The organism is Haloarcula sp. JP-Z28 (genome assembly GCF_011440255.1).
Taxonomy (GTDB): Archaea; Halobacteriota; Halobacteria; order Halobacteriales; family Haloarculaceae; genus Haloarcula; species Haloarcula marismortui.
Window position 1 is genome coordinate 16464 of sequence record NZ_JAAOHT010000010.1, and the last position, 13446, is coordinate 29909.

Annotated in this window: 16 protein-coding genes; 9 read left to right on the plus strand and 7 right to left on the minus strand. The window is 62.5% G+C overall.

Features of this window, described 5'->3' with window-relative positions; translation table 11 throughout:
* Window position 1: 1 nt before the first annotated feature.
* Entirely contained in the window at window positions 2–1927 is a 1926-nt protein-coding gene (locus tag G9463_RS06300) for a COG1361 S-layer family protein (RefSeq protein WP_165896262.1), read from the minus strand.
* 204 nt (window positions 1928–2131) lie between these two features.
* On the opposite strand from G9463_RS06300, the gene G9463_RS06305 reads away from it, so the two are divergent.
* Complete coding sequence (locus G9463_RS06305) at window positions 2132–2752, plus strand: TetR/AcrR family transcriptional regulator (RefSeq protein WP_004963914.1); 621 nt, start codon at window positions 2132–2134, stop codon at window positions 2750–2752.
* Here G9463_RS06305 and G9463_RS06310 read toward each other — a convergent pair.
* Complete coding sequence (locus G9463_RS06310) at window positions 2749–3291, minus strand: response regulator (RefSeq protein WP_165896295.1); 543 nt, start codon at window positions 3289–3291, stop codon at window positions 2749–2751. The genes G9463_RS06305 and G9463_RS06310 overlap by 4 nt on opposite strands.
* 124 nt (window positions 3292–3415) lie before the next feature.
* Here G9463_RS06310 and G9463_RS06315 point away from each other — a divergent pair, with 124 nt between their 5' ends.
* A complete protein-coding gene (locus G9463_RS06315; protein WP_007189077.1) occupies window positions 3416–4024 on the plus strand; it encodes a hypothetical protein in 609 nt (202 codons plus the stop codon).
* Between the two features lie 76 nt (window positions 4025–4100).
* Complete coding sequence (locus tag G9463_RS06320; RefSeq protein ID WP_004963905.1) at window positions 4101–4388, plus strand: hypothetical protein; 288 nt, start codon at window positions 4101–4103, stop codon at window positions 4386–4388.
* On the opposite strand, the gene G9463_RS06325 is transcribed toward G9463_RS06320, so the two are convergent.
* Entirely contained in the window at window positions 4385–5236 is an 852-nt protein-coding gene (locus tag G9463_RS06325) for an NAD(+)/NADH kinase (protein ID WP_165896263.1), read from the minus strand. The two genes, G9463_RS06320 and G9463_RS06325, sit on opposite strands and share 4 nt — an antisense overlap.
* Before the next feature lie 108 nt (window positions 5237–5344).
* On the opposite strand from G9463_RS06325, the gene G9463_RS06330 reads away from it, so the two are divergent.
* A complete protein-coding gene (locus G9463_RS06330; protein WP_011224774.1) occupies window positions 5345–6514 on the plus strand; it encodes a KaiC domain-containing protein in 1170 nt (389 codons plus the stop codon).
* Here G9463_RS06330 and G9463_RS06335 read toward each other — a convergent pair.
* The gene (locus G9463_RS06335) at window positions 6511–7224 is read right to left on the minus strand and encodes a DUF4013 domain-containing protein (RefSeq protein WP_165896264.1); all 714 of its coding nucleotides are present in this window, start codon (window positions 7222–7224) and stop codon (window positions 6511–6513) included. The two genes, G9463_RS06330 and G9463_RS06335, sit on opposite strands and share 4 nt — an antisense overlap.
* A 157-nt stretch (window positions 7225–7381) precedes the next feature.
* On the opposite strand from G9463_RS06335, the gene G9463_RS06340 reads away from it, so the two are divergent.
* Entirely contained in the window at window positions 7382–7825 is a 444-nt protein-coding gene (locus G9463_RS06340) for a universal stress protein (RefSeq protein ID WP_049939108.1), read from the plus strand.
* Between the two features lie 2 nt (window positions 7826–7827).
* On the opposite strand, the gene G9463_RS06345 is transcribed toward G9463_RS06340, so the two are convergent.
* Together G9463_RS06345 and G9463_RS06350 are read right to left on the minus strand one after the other, a co-directional pair.
* Window positions 7828–8259, minus strand: a complete 432-nt coding sequence (locus tag G9463_RS06345; RefSeq protein WP_165896265.1) for a universal stress protein — start codon at window positions 8257–8259, stop codon at window positions 7828–7830.
* Between the two features lie 69 nt (window positions 8260–8328).
* Window positions 8329–10179 carry an ATP-binding protein gene (locus tag G9463_RS06350; protein WP_165896266.1) on the minus strand — a complete coding sequence of 617 codons (1851 nt, stop codon included), beginning with the start codon at window positions 10177–10179 and terminating at the stop codon, window positions 8329–8331.
* A gap of 87 nt (window positions 10180–10266) precedes the next feature.
* Here G9463_RS06350 and G9463_RS06355 point away from each other — a divergent pair, with 87 nt between their 5' ends.
* From G9463_RS06355 to G9463_RS06370, 4 genes are read left to right on the plus strand one after another with little or no spacing between them, the layout of a single operon-like run.
* Complete coding sequence (locus tag G9463_RS06355; RefSeq protein WP_165896267.1) at window positions 10267–11058, plus strand: endonuclease/exonuclease/phosphatase family protein; 792 nt, start codon at window positions 10267–10269, stop codon at window positions 11056–11058.
* A 43-nt stretch (window positions 11059–11101) separates the two neighbouring features.
* Window positions 11102–11437: a hypothetical protein gene (locus G9463_RS06360; protein ID WP_165896268.1), complete on the plus strand. Its 336-nt coding sequence runs from the start codon at window positions 11102–11104 to the stop codon at window positions 11435–11437.
* A 51-nt stretch (window positions 11438–11488) separates the two neighbouring features.
* Complete coding sequence (locus G9463_RS06365; RefSeq protein WP_007189069.1) at window positions 11489–11860, plus strand: helix-turn-helix domain-containing protein; 372 nt, start codon at window positions 11489–11491, stop codon at window positions 11858–11860.
* Window positions 11860–12162, plus strand: a complete 303-nt coding sequence (locus G9463_RS06370; protein ID WP_165896269.1) for a hypothetical protein — start codon at window positions 11860–11862, stop codon at window positions 12160–12162. Before G9463_RS06365 ends, G9463_RS06370 begins: the two co-directional genes overlap by 1 nt.
* 6 nt (window positions 12163–12168) lie before the next feature.
* On the opposite strand, the gene G9463_RS06375 is transcribed toward G9463_RS06370, so the two are convergent.
* Complete coding sequence (locus tag G9463_RS06375; protein WP_165896270.1) at window positions 12169–13419, minus strand: DNA double-strand break repair nuclease NurA; 1251 nt, start codon at window positions 13417–13419, stop codon at window positions 12169–12171.
* Between the last annotated feature and the right edge of the window lie 27 nt (window positions 13420–13446).

Genomic DNA, 13446 nt, shown 5'->3' on the forward strand with positions numbered 1-13446 from the left:
GTTAGCGGAACCTGAAGTAGCCGCCGATGGCCAGGGCGGCCACGAGTGCGACGCCGATAATCGCCGTCAGTGGTGAACTGCCACCGCCGGAGTTGGTCACGGAGATCGGAAGCCGGTAGGTATCAGACACCGGCGTATCTCCGTCCGGTTCCTCGTACTGGAAGTCCACCGAAACGGGGTAGCTCTTCGTCATCGCGGCACCGCTTGCGCTGATGCCGAACTCGATGGTTGTTGACTCACCCTGGTCAAGGCTGTCGACGTACGCCTGGTCGTCCGAGACGGAGATCGGTGACTCGGCGAACAGTTTTGCCTCGATATCGGTCAGTCGCTGCCCGGCATCGTTGGTGATGGTCATTTCGAGCGTGCTGGACCCACCAACGTTGACGGACGCGTTCGTCGTCTCGACAATGAACTCATCGGCGCTCCCGTCGACGCTCTGTCGGATTTCGAGCGTGTCGCTCTCGCGCCTGTCGTCCTCACTGTTGCGGTAGGTGGCGACGAAATCGAACTGTCGTGGGCCGGCGTTCGCGTTATCGGACACGTCGGCATCGAACGAGACGGTCGCCGACTCGCCCGGCTCGAGGTCGCCGACTGCGTACTGGGTTTCCTTCGGCGAGATGTTGTCGTGGGAACTCTCCCAGTTCAGGACAACGTTACGGACCGTTCGGTCGCCAGTGTTGGTGAGTGACGCTTCCAGCGTGCCGTCGTCACCTGCCTGCAGGGTCGATTCAACGTCGCCTAGCTCGAAGGACTGCTCTGGCTCGGGCCGGATTCCGAGTGCGATTCCGTCGTCAACACCGGAATCACCCTCCGGGTCGTTGTAGCCGACTGTGGCGGAGATTGCATACCCTCTGACGGACGCGTCCTCGCTTGCGGACGCGTCAACGCTGACGATGCGAGTCTCTCCTGGTTCCCACGTCCCGATGTACTGCTCCGCGGAGTTAGACTCACCGAACGCGATTTCGCTGCTCTGTGAGCGCAGGGAGACCGTGGCGTCTCTGACAGTCACTGGCCCATTGTTGTGGAGCGTGACGTTGTACGTCCCCGAATCGCCGATGGCGACGTCACTGTCGACGCCCCGGACGCTGAACGTTTGCTCGCGGGCAGGTGTAATCCCGAGCGACGAGGCGGACGTACTCTTTCGTACCCCGTCCGTGTCGTCGAAGTCGACCTGCAGGTCAAACTGGTACGGTTCGGCTCTGGCGTCGCCGCTTGCACCGACGCGGTACCGGAGGGTCCGCTGTTCACCAGCCTCCCAGGTGTCGATGAACCGGGAACTGCTGGTGTCGCTACCGACTGTGAGTTCAGGGTTCGTCGATTCCAGCGTTACTGAGGCTTCTCGGGCTGGTTCGTCACCAGTGTTTTCGACGGTGACTGCGACCGTCCCGACTGAGTCGACGCGTGCGCCGGAGTCGACGCTCACCACGTCAAAGGCCGCGTCGTCGTCGATTTCGAGTTCGAGTTCGACCCGTTCGGTCGCGGTCTTTTCGTCACGTGCCCCGTCGTTTTCGGAGATATAGCTCGTGTACTCGTATTCGATGATGACGGGAACGGTGTAGTCCCCAGGACTTGCGTCGTCATCGACGCTGATGTCGAATGAAATCGGACTCGTCTTGCCTTCCGGGACGGAGCCGACGGCCTGCTTGCTCGTTGTTACGGTAATCGGAGCGTCTCCGTCGTTGACCTTGACTGTGGTCCCGCGGGCGGTGGTCACCTCACTGTTCTGTATTCCCTGGCTCGTGGACCCAGAGTCGACCGTTCCGCTGTTGACGAGGACAACGTCGAGTGTCGTCTCCTCACCGGGTGTGACGGTATTATCGACGAACGTTGCGTCGAAGTCGGGACTTCCGGTCACGGCCCCGATAGCCGTTCCGGATGCCATGAGCAATGCGACAACAGCCAGCGTCAGTAATGTTCGTGGTTTCATGCGTAGGGACACTTCGGACATGCCGTGTCGTTATTTCTGTCCGGAGCGGACGTCATGCGTGGGAGATCTGCATATATGCCCACATACGTCTGTACAGACTCTCGCCCGAACCGTGTACATCGAACGAACGTTCGGTCGCGTATCAACGTTGTGGTTCAGTAACAGTGGGAAGATATTTACTGCCCGAACGAATATTCGGTCGGGATGAGTGATGGAATTCCGTTCGCCGGGGAGCCAGCGGACTCGCACGAGGCGATAATGCGAGCCACGTTCCGTGCCCTCCGGGAATACGGGTATGCCGGACTTTCGATACAGCGAATCGCGGACGAGGCCGACCTCAGCAAATCGACGTTTTATCACCACTTCGATGGCAAGGAGGACCTCCTGTTGTCGTTTCAGGAGTTCATCCTCACGGAATTTAACCGCATTTTTCAGATCGAGTCGACCGGCGACCCCGAACAGGACATCAAGACGTTTGTCAGTCTCATTCTCGACGATTTCCCGGACTGCGTCGAAACGCCAACCAAGAACGCCGTACTCGGTTCGTACGTCGAGATGCGTGCTCAGGCAGTCCAGAACCCGGACTTCCGCGAGAAATTCACTGAGACGGACGAACTGTTCGCCCGACAGCTCGTACAGATCATCGAGGACGGCATCGAACAGGGAGTCTTCGCCGATGTCGACCCCGACACGGTTTCGCGGTTCATGATCACGATACTCGACGGTGTAATTCTTCAGAGCGCAACGCGCAACGACAATCCTGTCGCCGAGGTTCGGGATACCATCGACGAGTACATCGAAGAGACGCTGATTCTCAACACCTAGCTTCGGCTGATAGACTGGTACGTCTGTTTCAGCTCTTCGAAATCATCGTTCTCGGCGTGCAGCATCCATTCCAGTTCCCTGGCACGTTCCTTTAGCTCCGTGTACTCGGCGCTCGATTCCAGTTGTGATGCGGACTTTTCGCGTTCCAGCACAGAGAGCTTCGAGGAAATCCGGAAGTACTTGTCGAGCCTATCGTCCTCGTCGGGTCTGTCGAGATGTTGATCGAGCGTCGACAGGAGCGTCGACTGGCCGACCGGCTTCTGGAGGTAGTCATCGAACGGCATCTCCAGAATATTCAGATCAGCGTCGACCGCGGTCAGCATGATGATGATGCCGTCGTACCCTCGCTCACGCAACCGCGAAAGCACGTCGTCACCGTGCACGTCGGGCATTCGTCGGTCGAGCAACACAGCGTCGAACTCCGGGCCGGCAGCGTCGAGCGCTGCTTGGCCACTGTACGCAACCGTCGTCTCGTAACGCTCACCCAGTTTCAGGGCCTGCGTGTCGGCGACGTCGTGTTCGTCGTCAACGACGAGCACCCGCGGCGGGCCGCCTGTTGTTCTGGACACAGTATTACGCAAGTCTAGGGCTGGCAACTGTATATGTCTTATCGGCAGCCGCCTCTCGAAAAGCGTTAACCGATGGCCCATTGAGTGTGTACCGATGAGCAAGTCGTCGGCGGACACAGGCGGTCGACACCGTCTTGGCAGCCTCGCGGCCGTGATCGGGTGGATAGGAGCAGGAGCGGTCGTGCTCGCCACCGTCGCGCTGGCGGTGCAGTCAGTGTTCTCACTTGGGCTCTCGGAACAGGTCACCATCGGCCTCGGTCTGGCGCTTGGCGGCGGGCTGGGCGGCGTTTCCTACTTGCTGGTGACTGATTCGCCCGGCGAGACGACCGACGAGACGATGACTGTGTCGGCAGATGCCAAGCACACACCGGAGCCACAGCCGGTCGACCTCTTCGACGGTCATCCTGACCCGGTGTTGTACTTCGCCGACGAGGGCCACGGCCCGGTCGTGCGTGCAGCAAACGAATCGTTTGGGGCCACGTTCGACGTCCCGTCCGACCGCCTCAGCGGGACAGCCCTCTCAGAAGCCCTGCTCGTGGCCGGTATCGACGAAGTGGACGCCGAGACAGTCAGCACGGCTGACCTTGATGTCGTCGCCCTCTCGACGGCACCCGACGAACCGCGGCAGTTTCGGCTGCGGACAGCCGGCGCCCCATCGACCGGCTACCTCCTGCTCACACCGCTGGGGACAGCGGGCGAGTGAACGGCCAGACGCCGCCCGCGGGTCGGCGGCGTAACGGAACTTTAAAGATTCCATCCCGGCGAGATTCTGGATAGGAATGCTCGCGTCACCGCTGCAACTCATCGATAGTTTCCTGCTGAACTACACCATCGGTGATGTCCTGCTACTCGGCTTTGTCGGTGGGCTCGTCGCAATTCTCCCGCAACGATCGCTCCGGATGCTGGGACTGCACACAATTGCGCTGGGCGCACTGCTCGTGATTACGCCGGCATCGGCGATGGAACCGAACAGTGCGAGCGTCCTCGCATCGTCGTTCCAGTACAAACTATTCGGTATCGTGCTGCTCGTCCTCGCCCCGGTGCTGTACGCCGTCGGTCGGCGTTAGGCCAGCTTGTCAAGTGCGGTGAAAAAATCAAGCGGCGGACCGGCAAGCCGGACCGGCTCGCCCGCACGCGAGACCGTTATCCGCTCCGGTGGGACCACGTCTTTTCGAACCCGCCCGTCACTGACGACGACACCGCTGTCGGCGTCTGTGAGTTCGACGACGATTTCGCTGTCAACGTCGACGACCAGCGGTGGCGTCCCCATCTCGTCTGCCATCCCCGTGATGATGAGGCCAGCCACGTCGGGGTGGACGAGCGGCCCGCGTTCGCTGAGGTTGTACGCCGTCGAGCCGGTGGGTGTCGCCACCAGTACGCCGTCGGCGTGGCCGGACGTGTACAGCGAGTCATCGACGTACACATCGACCGTCGCCCCGCCGCCGTGACCGCGGCGCTCGCCCTGCACGACGACCTCGTTTAGCGCTGGCGACAGCTCCCAGTCGTCGCCGCTGGCCTGCAACCGCGGCTTGGCCCGCGTTCTGGCGCTCCCGGTTTTCTGGATGTGTTCGACCTCCGCGACGACCGTCTCGACGGCCTCTTCGGGTGCAATAGCGTTCAGAAAGCCGACTTCGCCGAGATTGACCCCCAGTATCGGCGTTGACCCCGCACCGCGGGCCGCGTACAGAAACGTCCCGTCGCCGCCGATACTCACGACGAGGTCACAGGCGGACATCTCATCGACCGGAGCCGAATCGGGCACGGCTGCCTCCCATGCGTCGTGGTCACCCAGCGCTCCGGCGGTCGTTTCGTCGACAACGACGGCCGCCGACGTGGCGCGCAGTCGGTCACACAGTGTACTCGCAAGCGACATAGCCCGGTCGTTGTCCCGCTGCGCGACGATCCCGACAGTCATTGTCGGACGTTCCCGCCGGCCGTATATAAACCCTCTACGACAGCAATTATATCAGTCCCGACGCGTATCCACTTCCATGGGCCGTTCGTGTGGCTGGTGGTCGTGCGTATGAGTGAGGATGACGAGTCCGACGACGACTGGTTTGAAAGTGCGCTGGACGACGAGGACGGCGACAGCGAACCGACTGAGGCAGACGACATTTCGGCGACGCCATCCGAGAGCGACACCGAGGAACCGGCGTCTACCGGCACTGACTCGTTTGGGGCCGACAGTGACGACGGCAAGCGCAGTGGTGATAGCAGCCCGTTCGATGACGACGGCAGCGCCGACTTTACTGAAGGCAGTGATAGCAGCCCGTTTGGTGATGACGGCAGCGCCGCTTCTGGCGGGGACAGCAGCCCGTTCGACGACAGCGGCGGTGACCCCTTCAGCAGCGAGAGTGGGCCTGCTGATGCCGACGCTGGGTCCCCCGGCGATGGTGATGGCGGCGGGCTCTTTGACGACGACTTCGCCACGGCGTTCGAGTCTGCCGGCAGCGGTGGCGGTGACAGCGGGAGCGACTTCGAGGAGGAGTTCGAGTCCGATATCCCACGGGTCGACATCGGTATCGAGGGACTCGACCAGATGATTCAGGGCGGGATTCCACAGCGCCACCTCATCGTCACTATCGGTTCAGCTGGAACCGGGAAGACGACGTTCGGATTGCAGTTCCTCCACCACGGCCTTCGGAACGGCGAAAACGCAGTGTTTCTGACGCTCGAACAGTCCCACGACGCGATACTGGACACCGCCGGTGACCGCGGCTGGGGGTTTGAGGAGTACGAAGAGCAGGGCCAGCTAGCGATTGTCGACCTCGACCCGGTCGAGATGGCAAACAGTCTGGACAACATTCGCGGCGAGCTGCCGGCGCTCATCGAGAAGTTCGACGCCGACCGGCTGGTGCTTGACTCCGTCTCACTGCTTGAGATGATGTACGACGACCAGTCGCGACGACGCACTGAAGTGTTCGATTTCACCCGGTCGCTGAAACAGGCCGGCGTGACGACGATGCTCGTCTCCGAAGCCAGCGAGACCAACCCCTTTGCGTCCAGACACGGTATCATCGAATACCTGACGGACGCCGTGTTCATCCTTCAGTACGTCCGGTCAGACACCAGCGAGACGCGACTCGCCGTCGAGATCCAGAAGATACGGAACGCGAACCACTCCCGGGAGACGAAACCCTACGAGATAACGAACGACGGCATCTCAGTTTACCAGCAGGCTAACATCTTCTAAACCGTCGCCGTCCCGACCGACTCCGATTCATCCCGATCATCAAGTGCGGCGTTGTAGCCGCTGGCCCAGAGGTCCGTCGCGACGACGAGCACGTAGAAGGTGGCGAACGGACTGAGCAGCACGGCAATAAGCGAGCCGATGAATGGAACGACGTTGAGCAAGTTCACCACGACGTTGACGGCGATGAACAGGGCAATCGAGACCAGCCACGGTGTCGCGTACTCCGGAGACATGACTAACGTCCGTAGCGTCCCGAAGTCGAACCCGGCACCGAACTCGCCGGTACAGGCGAAGTGGATAATAGCCGCTGTCGCAACGTAGCCGAACACTAGCGACAGGACGAACGAGATGGCCAGCCCACCGAAGAGGCCGGCCAGGCCGGCACCCGCTCCGGCACGAGTCCCGGTCGCCAGCGCGAACAGGCTGCCGCCGACAGTTACTCCGAACACGACGAGCGGGACGAGCATATACACGATACCGATGAGCCAGGCTTTGACGCCGTCGACAAGCAGTTCCCCCCAGTCTTCGAACCCTGGCGGCTGTGTCGCCCCGTCTGCTCGCTTGCGGATTGCCTGAACGAGATAGCCGTACACGAGGATTGCAGGGATGACGAGGAACGAGAGGAGGCTGAGGCCCCCGCCGATGAGGACGGTCACGGTCCAGTCGTCGTCCTCCATGGGATACGTGAGTGCATCGTCTATCGATTCCATGACTATTGGTCACACTCAACAGGGTTAGTTACAGACAGCTTGCCGGGTTATTCGCTCGGCTTACCACAGGACCGGGATGTGTCGCCACCGTCACTTTCTCTCTGCGATTGCCCCGGTTAGCGGAACCAATAAATCACAACCGGGCAACAAGTGGGATATGGTACTACTCGTTCCCTTTGACGGCTCGGCCCTGTCGAAAGCCGCGCTCACGCGGGCGATGGAGTTCGCGGACTACCGCGATGAGGATATCACTGCACTGTCTGTTATCCCGGACGATGCGGCGTACGCGAGGGAACACGGCTGGCTCGACGCGGATGAGGCGTTCACTGTTGAGGCGGTCGCCGACCGGATGCGAGAGCAAGCCGAGTCAGTCGCCCCGGCGGCGTCGTTCCGCTATGAGGTCCCGGAAGACGTGAGCTCGATGGCATCGACGACGACGAATATCACCCGGACAATCAGAGAAGTCGCTCACGAAGAGGAGGCCTCAATCGTGTTCATCGGCAGTGAAAACGCCGGGCGGGTGTCGACGCCGGTCTGTAGCGTCGGCTCACCGGTGTCAGAAGACCCTGAATACGACGTTCATATCGTCCGGCACCCGTAGCGCTATCTGACGACGGTTACGGGGATAGACGCCCGTCTGACGACGATTTCGGCGACGCTACCCAGAAGGATGCGAGACATTCCCGAGCGGCCGTGACTCCCCATGACGATCTGGTTGATGTCGTGGTCATCCGCGTACTCCACGATGACCTTTGTTGGTCGCCCGACCTCGATGACGCGTTCGACGGACTCGACACCGGCCTCGGTCACTTCCGACTCAAGGTCGTCGAGGAGGTCCTCCGCCGTTGCCTTCTGTGTCTCGTACCACTCCTCGGAGAACGAGGGAATCGATGCCTCCGCGCTGTAGCCGGCCTCTGCGGGGTTGATGACGTGCAGGAGAACGAGTGTCGCGTCCGGATACTCCTCGGCTGCGAACTCACAGGCCACCGATGCCTGGTCTGAGCTGTCGACCGGAACAAGGATTCGTTTTGCCATACGTCCACTTCCGCTGGGGCCGGTTTGAATCTTCGGCCCGCTGCAATCGGTGAGTTGGCCTGCTGTTTGTCAGTCTCGCCCGTGGCGAGTCACACACGTTGACAGGCCGATGAGTTCGACTGGCTCGGAGTTATCGGGCGAGTAGACGACCCGCTGGCCCTTCTCCATGTAGGGAACCTTCGATTCCAGATTGCTGGGGATGTTCACCGCCGAGATGGCGTCTTCGTCGCCGAGGTTGAGTACCATCGTCGTATTGATCTGCTTGAACACCGGGTCGGCGATGTCCTGTGGGTCCTGCGTGATGAGGTACAGGCCGAGACGCTCCTTGCGGCCCTGTTTGGCGGCCTCGGTGAACTTCCCGATGACCTTGCGGCCCTGCACGCTGTCGGCGTCGGTCAGGAAGTTATGGGCCTCGTCCATCCCGAGGACGAGCGGCGTCTCCTTGATGCGGTCGTAGTCCGGGTCGTTCGAGAGCTTCTGGTCGATGAGCAGGCTGGAGACGGCCAGTACGATTGTCGATGCGGTCCGGGAGTCCGTGATGTGGTACGTCGGGATAACCGTCAGCCCGCCGTCGCGGACGAACTGCGAAATCTGGTCGGTGATTGGTCGGGCGTCCTGGTCGAAAACCGCGCCAAAGCCCTGCACGCGGCGCTTGACGGCGTCGAACGTAGCCTCGTGCACGTCTCCCGCCTCGTCCAGTTCCTCCTTGAGCGCGGGGTCTCCGAGGAAGGTCCGGAAGTCGCTGTAGGTCCCGCCCTCCCCGTATTCGCGCTTGAACCGCGGGAGCAGTGTGTTCACCAGCGCGCCGTACTGGTTGTCGTTCAGGCTTGACCCGGCGATGAGCCAGGGATTGTCGTGGACGAGTGAGAACGGAATAGTGAACTCCACCTGCTCGGCGCGGTGGTGGCTGGCGTTGTAGTCGGCCCCGGCCACCTTCGGAACGAAGGCGATAGTGTCGTCGTGCCCGCCGTAAGCGATGCCTTCCCGTTCACAGCGCCGCTCGAACTCGTCGGTCATCTCGGGGTTGTCGTCGTGCATCTGGGCGTACTCGTCCTGGGGGTCGAACTGGACGACGGCGAGTTCGGGTGTGCGGCCGTCGCCCATCTCGTAGGTCCGACCGAGATACTGCCGCAGGACGTTTTTCGAACTGTGGGTTTTCCCGGACCCGGTCCCGCCAGCAACGAGGGTGTGCCGGAACACGAGCGGGTCACCGGCGACGTAGTCGTCTTTCAGCCGGTAGTCGATGGTCGGCGGCTCGGCGGCCGTCCGGACCTTTTCGCCACCGACGGCAAGGTGGCCCAGAAAGACGCCGTCCTCGGGAATCTTCAGGCCGGTCTTGATCTCGGACTTGTCGGTGGCCTCCCGGACGACGGTTTCGGGTTTTGGCACCCGGTCAGTCATCCGACGTTTGAGTTCGCCACCGTCGCTGTACAGCACTGCAACCGGCTCAAGCTCGGCGATGAATTTGAAATCCCGCTCGTCGATGCCCCGCTCGCGCATCGCTCGCCGGGCGTGGATTTCGGTCGCGTCGTCGGCATGGAACTCTTGGGCGTACTCCAGGGCCTTGATGCGGCAGAACAGGCGCTCACCGCCTGGGTATGGGACGAGTAGATACGTGCCGATGCGCAGACGCGAGCGGTTCCGCGCGGTGACGTACGCCCGGAGGACCGTTTCCTCCGCTTCCTCGCTGATCCGGAGGCCGTTCGCGGCCGAGAGGACGCCGAGGCCGGTGTCTGTTCCGGCCGGTGTCACATCCATATCTTCGAAGTCATCGTCTGCAGACTGTGTTGTCGGGTCGGTTTCCCCCGACGCATCGACAGCCCCATCACCGTCATCGGCCGTCTCGGCCGACTGTGCGGCCTCGTCGTCAGCCGCCGCGTCGTCGCCGTCGAAATCAGTGAAATCCCCGAGGTCGGACATACCCCAGTTCAGGGTAGCCGGGGATTAACACCTTTCCCCAGCAGCATGAATGTGAAACCTTACCCGGATGGCTGTCAACGAACGCATATGAAGCCGACGCGGGTGATGTCTTTCAATGTGCGGTACGATACCGCCGGGGATGGGGTAGACGGGTGGCCCCACAGGCGGCGGCTGGTGGCGGGGACCATCCAGTATCACAATCCCGATATTATCGGGGTGCAGGAGGCGATGGCACACCAGCTCCGGGAGCTAGAGGTGTTGCTGGACGGCTACGAGTGGGTCGGTGACCCACGGGAATCCGTCGATGCCGGCGGGGAGCACACGGCCATCGGCTACCGGGCCGAGCGCTTCGACTGTGCGGCCACGAACACGTTCTGGCTCTCCGAACAGCCCGCCGAGCCGAGCAGCGTCGGCTGGGACGCTGCCTATCCCCGCGTGGCGACCTGGGCCCGCCTTCGTGACCGCGACACCGACGATGACCTCCTGTGTCTGAACACGCATCTGGACCATCAGGGGGCTGACGCGCGTGTCGAGGGTATCGAACTGGTGCTTGACCATCTCGACTCTGCCACCCGGGATGCGCCCGCAGTGGTGATGGGTGATTTCAACTGTGTCGTCGGTGAACCGGCCTACGAGCGCGCCGAGGGGCACGAACTCCCGGACGGCCGCCGGCTCGTTGACACCCGCGACACAGCGACCGTCACCCACGGCCCGACGACAAGCCGAACCGACTTCCACGACCTGCTCCCCGAGATGGGTATCGACCACGTGTTCGTCAGCGAGGACGTGGCCGTCGACACCCGAGCGGTCATCGCCGACCGCGACGACGACCACTACGGCTCCGACCACTTGCCCGTCGTGGTCGACTGCGAGCCCTGACCCGGGGGAGAATATTTTGCCGTTGGGGCCCCTATATAGGATTATGTTGCTTATTCGGGGGACGGCAGGCGGGACGGCGCTGACCGGGACGCTGTACGAACCGGGTGAGGAGCCGCCCGAGTTCAAGGGCGCGCCGGACGAGGGGACGCCCTACGTCTGGGTCTGTGACGCTTTTTACGAGGTCGAGAGCGGCGGGCAGGTCCAGTCCATCGGCGACCGCGAGATACGAATCGCCTTCGAATCCCCGATGCCCCGCGGCTTCGAGACGCGCGATGCGGCCATCGACGCGGCCAAGGAACATGTCCGAACGCAGTTCGCCCGGCTCGGCGTCGCCGGCAAGACGGTCGACGTGACGGTACAGCAGGCCGAGACGGCGTAGTCGGAGTGGCCCGTTTTCTGAGTCAGCGAACGACCGGTGAGTTATACGACGATGCCGGGTGAACTACTGCGCGTGGCCGAGGACCCGTCCCCGACTGAGGTGTTTGCCCTCCTCGACGACGAATACGCTCGCGCGCTCCTTGCAGCCACGAGTCACAGACCGATGACAGCAACTGAACTCAGCAACGACTGCGAGATGTCACTCTCGACCGTGTATCGCCGTCTCGACGCGCTTGAGGACTGCGGCCTCGTCGCCGCTCGAACGCAAATCGCGGACGATGGGCACCATGTAGACGTGTACGAGGCACAGATGGACGAACTCACCGTGTGTCTCACCGACGGGACCTTCGATGTCAGCCTTGCCGTCGAGTCAAAGACACACGAGTTCGCCGACGCGCTGGTAGACCTCTGGGAGGGGCTCTGATGGATTTTGCCGGCCTCTCCGCCGAAACGTGGGTCACCGTAAACACTGCGTTCCACCTCGCACAGACGGGGGTCGGACTGCTCATTGCTGCATTGGCGCTCGTCGGCTACCGTCGACAGCGGACCCGCTCCATGCTCGCGCTGGCCGTCGGAATCAGCCTCCTCACCTTCGTCTCGTACCTAGTTACCCTTGGTGCCGTGCAGGTCTTCCCGCGAGTGGTGTTTCCCCTTCCGGGCACTATCACAGAACTCGTCGGGCTCCTCGTCCTCCTGTACGCCATCGTTCTGGCCCGCCGCGGATAGCACGCTTCAGAACGATTCTTCGACGGCTCCCCACCGGATATCGTTGTACTCTCGCTCGCGGTCGGTCTCGAAGGTCCGCTCGATGCGGCGGGTGAGTTCCTCACTGCCTTGCCGGTCGATTTTGGCAAGCTCGTCGGCCTTTCCGATTGCCAGCGGCGGCCCCTGTTCCCGGGCCACGTCGTGGAGGATCTGCCGGGTGAGTTTGGTCCGGCACTCTGGGTCTTTGGTGAACACGTACGGGGCCTCGACGCGGAACACGAGGTCCGAACGCGGGTCGTAGAGGACGAAAAACGTCACCTCGTAGGCCTCGGGGTCGAGCGACCGCTCGATGCCCAGCGCGTCACCGTCGGCGGCCATGATGCCGTCAGTGCCGCCCCGCGAGCGGAACCAGTTCGTCGCAGTGAGACAGTCGGTCTGGCGCTCGCCCTCGTCGTCGCGGCGTTCCAGGATTCGGCGGAAAAAAGCAGTGTCGTTCACCCACGGGGCGTTGGTCTTGCGCCGGAGTGCCCGCGTGAGGGCCTTCGTCGAGGAGTTCTTGATGAACCCGACCATCGGAACGTCCCGCTCGACGAACCGCTCGACGAGGTCGACGTAGTTGTTCACGACCGTCTTGGGCCGGTCGTCCTCCGCGAGCAGGTCGGCCAGTTCGGTGTCGCGGTCGGCCCATCGGAGGACACCGGTCGGGTAGATAGGGCCGTCGAGGATGAACAGGTCCTCGACCACGTCGGCGTTGGTCAGCGCGTGCCGGCTCTCCGCGAGGTACAGCGCCAGTGCGTGGACGACCCGCTGCTCGTAGCGGTCGACCTGTGGCACGTCGAGGACGCGCCGTTTGGCGTAGCCGCGGTCCCCGCCTTGCCACTCGCCGTCGAATCCCAGCGTCGCGTCGTTGGAGTGGACGGCCATGATGATGGTCCGGCCCCGGTGGAGTTCCACGTCTGATGGGACACTGCCCATCGCAGCCTGCGCCACGTCCAGCACCAGTCCATTCTTGAACGTCGTCGGATTGATCGTCCCCGAATCCAGGCCGTGCTGGGTCGGAAACGGCGGGTCTGCCAGCGCGATATCCTCGATAGGGACCTTCCGGCGGCGCTGCTCGTCCAGCGGCTCCAGAATCTTCGTTCCGTCCTGCCACAGCGGGTCGAGAAAGCTGTCCCACACCTCCTCGGCGGCCGCCTCCTGGTCACTCGTCTCGACGGTCTCGCGTACCTGCCCAGCGAGCTTGGCGATTCCGTCGACGTGAACCGGGTCCAGCGTCATGCCCGTGGGTTCGCCGGGACGGGCATA

Bases quoted from the DNA above. Each gene is read 5' to 3' on its own strand.
- G9463_RS06300 (WP_165896262.1), bottom strand. From the start codon at position 1,927: ATGAAACCACGAACATTACTGACGCTGGCTGTTGTCGCATTGCTCATG.
- G9463_RS06305 (WP_004963914.1), top strand. From the start codon at position 2,132: ATGAGTGATGGAATTCCGTTCGCCGGGGAGCCAGCGGACTCGCACGAG.
- G9463_RS06315 (WP_007189077.1), top strand. From the start codon at position 3,416: ATGAGCAAGTCGTCGGCGGACACAGGCGGTCGACACCGTCTTGGCAGC.
- G9463_RS06320 (WP_004963905.1), top strand. From the start codon at position 4,101: ATGCTCGCGTCACCGCTGCAACTCATCGATAGTTTCCTGCTGAACTAC.
- G9463_RS06325 (WP_165896263.1), bottom strand. From the start codon at position 5,236: ATGACTGTCGGGATCGTCGCGCAGCGGGACAACGACCGGGCTATGTCG.
- G9463_RS06330 (WP_011224774.1), top strand. From the start codon at position 5,345: ATGAGTGAGGATGACGAGTCCGACGACGACTGGTTTGAAAGTGCGCTG.
- G9463_RS06335 (WP_165896264.1), bottom strand. From the start codon at position 7,224: ATGGAATCGATAGACGATGCACTCACGTATCCCATGGAGGACGACGAC.
- G9463_RS06340 (WP_049939108.1), top strand. From the start codon at position 7,382: ATGGTACTACTCGTTCCCTTTGACGGCTCGGCCCTGTCGAAAGCCGCG.
- G9463_RS06345 (WP_165896265.1), bottom strand. From the start codon at position 8,259: ATGGCAAAACGAATCCTTGTTCCGGTCGACAGCTCAGACCAGGCATCG.
- G9463_RS06350 (WP_165896266.1), bottom strand. From the start codon at position 10,179: ATGTCCGACCTCGGGGATTTCACTGATTTCGACGGCGACGACGCGGCG.
- G9463_RS06355 (WP_165896267.1), top strand. From the start codon at position 10,267: ATGAAGCCGACGCGGGTGATGTCTTTCAATGTGCGGTACGATACCGCC.
- G9463_RS06360 (WP_165896268.1), top strand. From the start codon at position 11,102: ATGTTGCTTATTCGGGGGACGGCAGGCGGGACGGCGCTGACCGGGACG.
- G9463_RS06365 (WP_007189069.1), top strand. From the start codon at position 11,489: ATGCCGGGTGAACTACTGCGCGTGGCCGAGGACCCGTCCCCGACTGAG.
- G9463_RS06370 (WP_165896269.1), top strand. From the start codon at position 11,860: ATGGATTTTGCCGGCCTCTCCGCCGAAACGTGGGTCACCGTAAACACT.
- G9463_RS06375 (WP_165896270.1), bottom strand. From the start codon at position 13,419: ATGACGCTGGACCCGGTTCACGTCGACGGAATCGCCAAGCTCGCTGGG.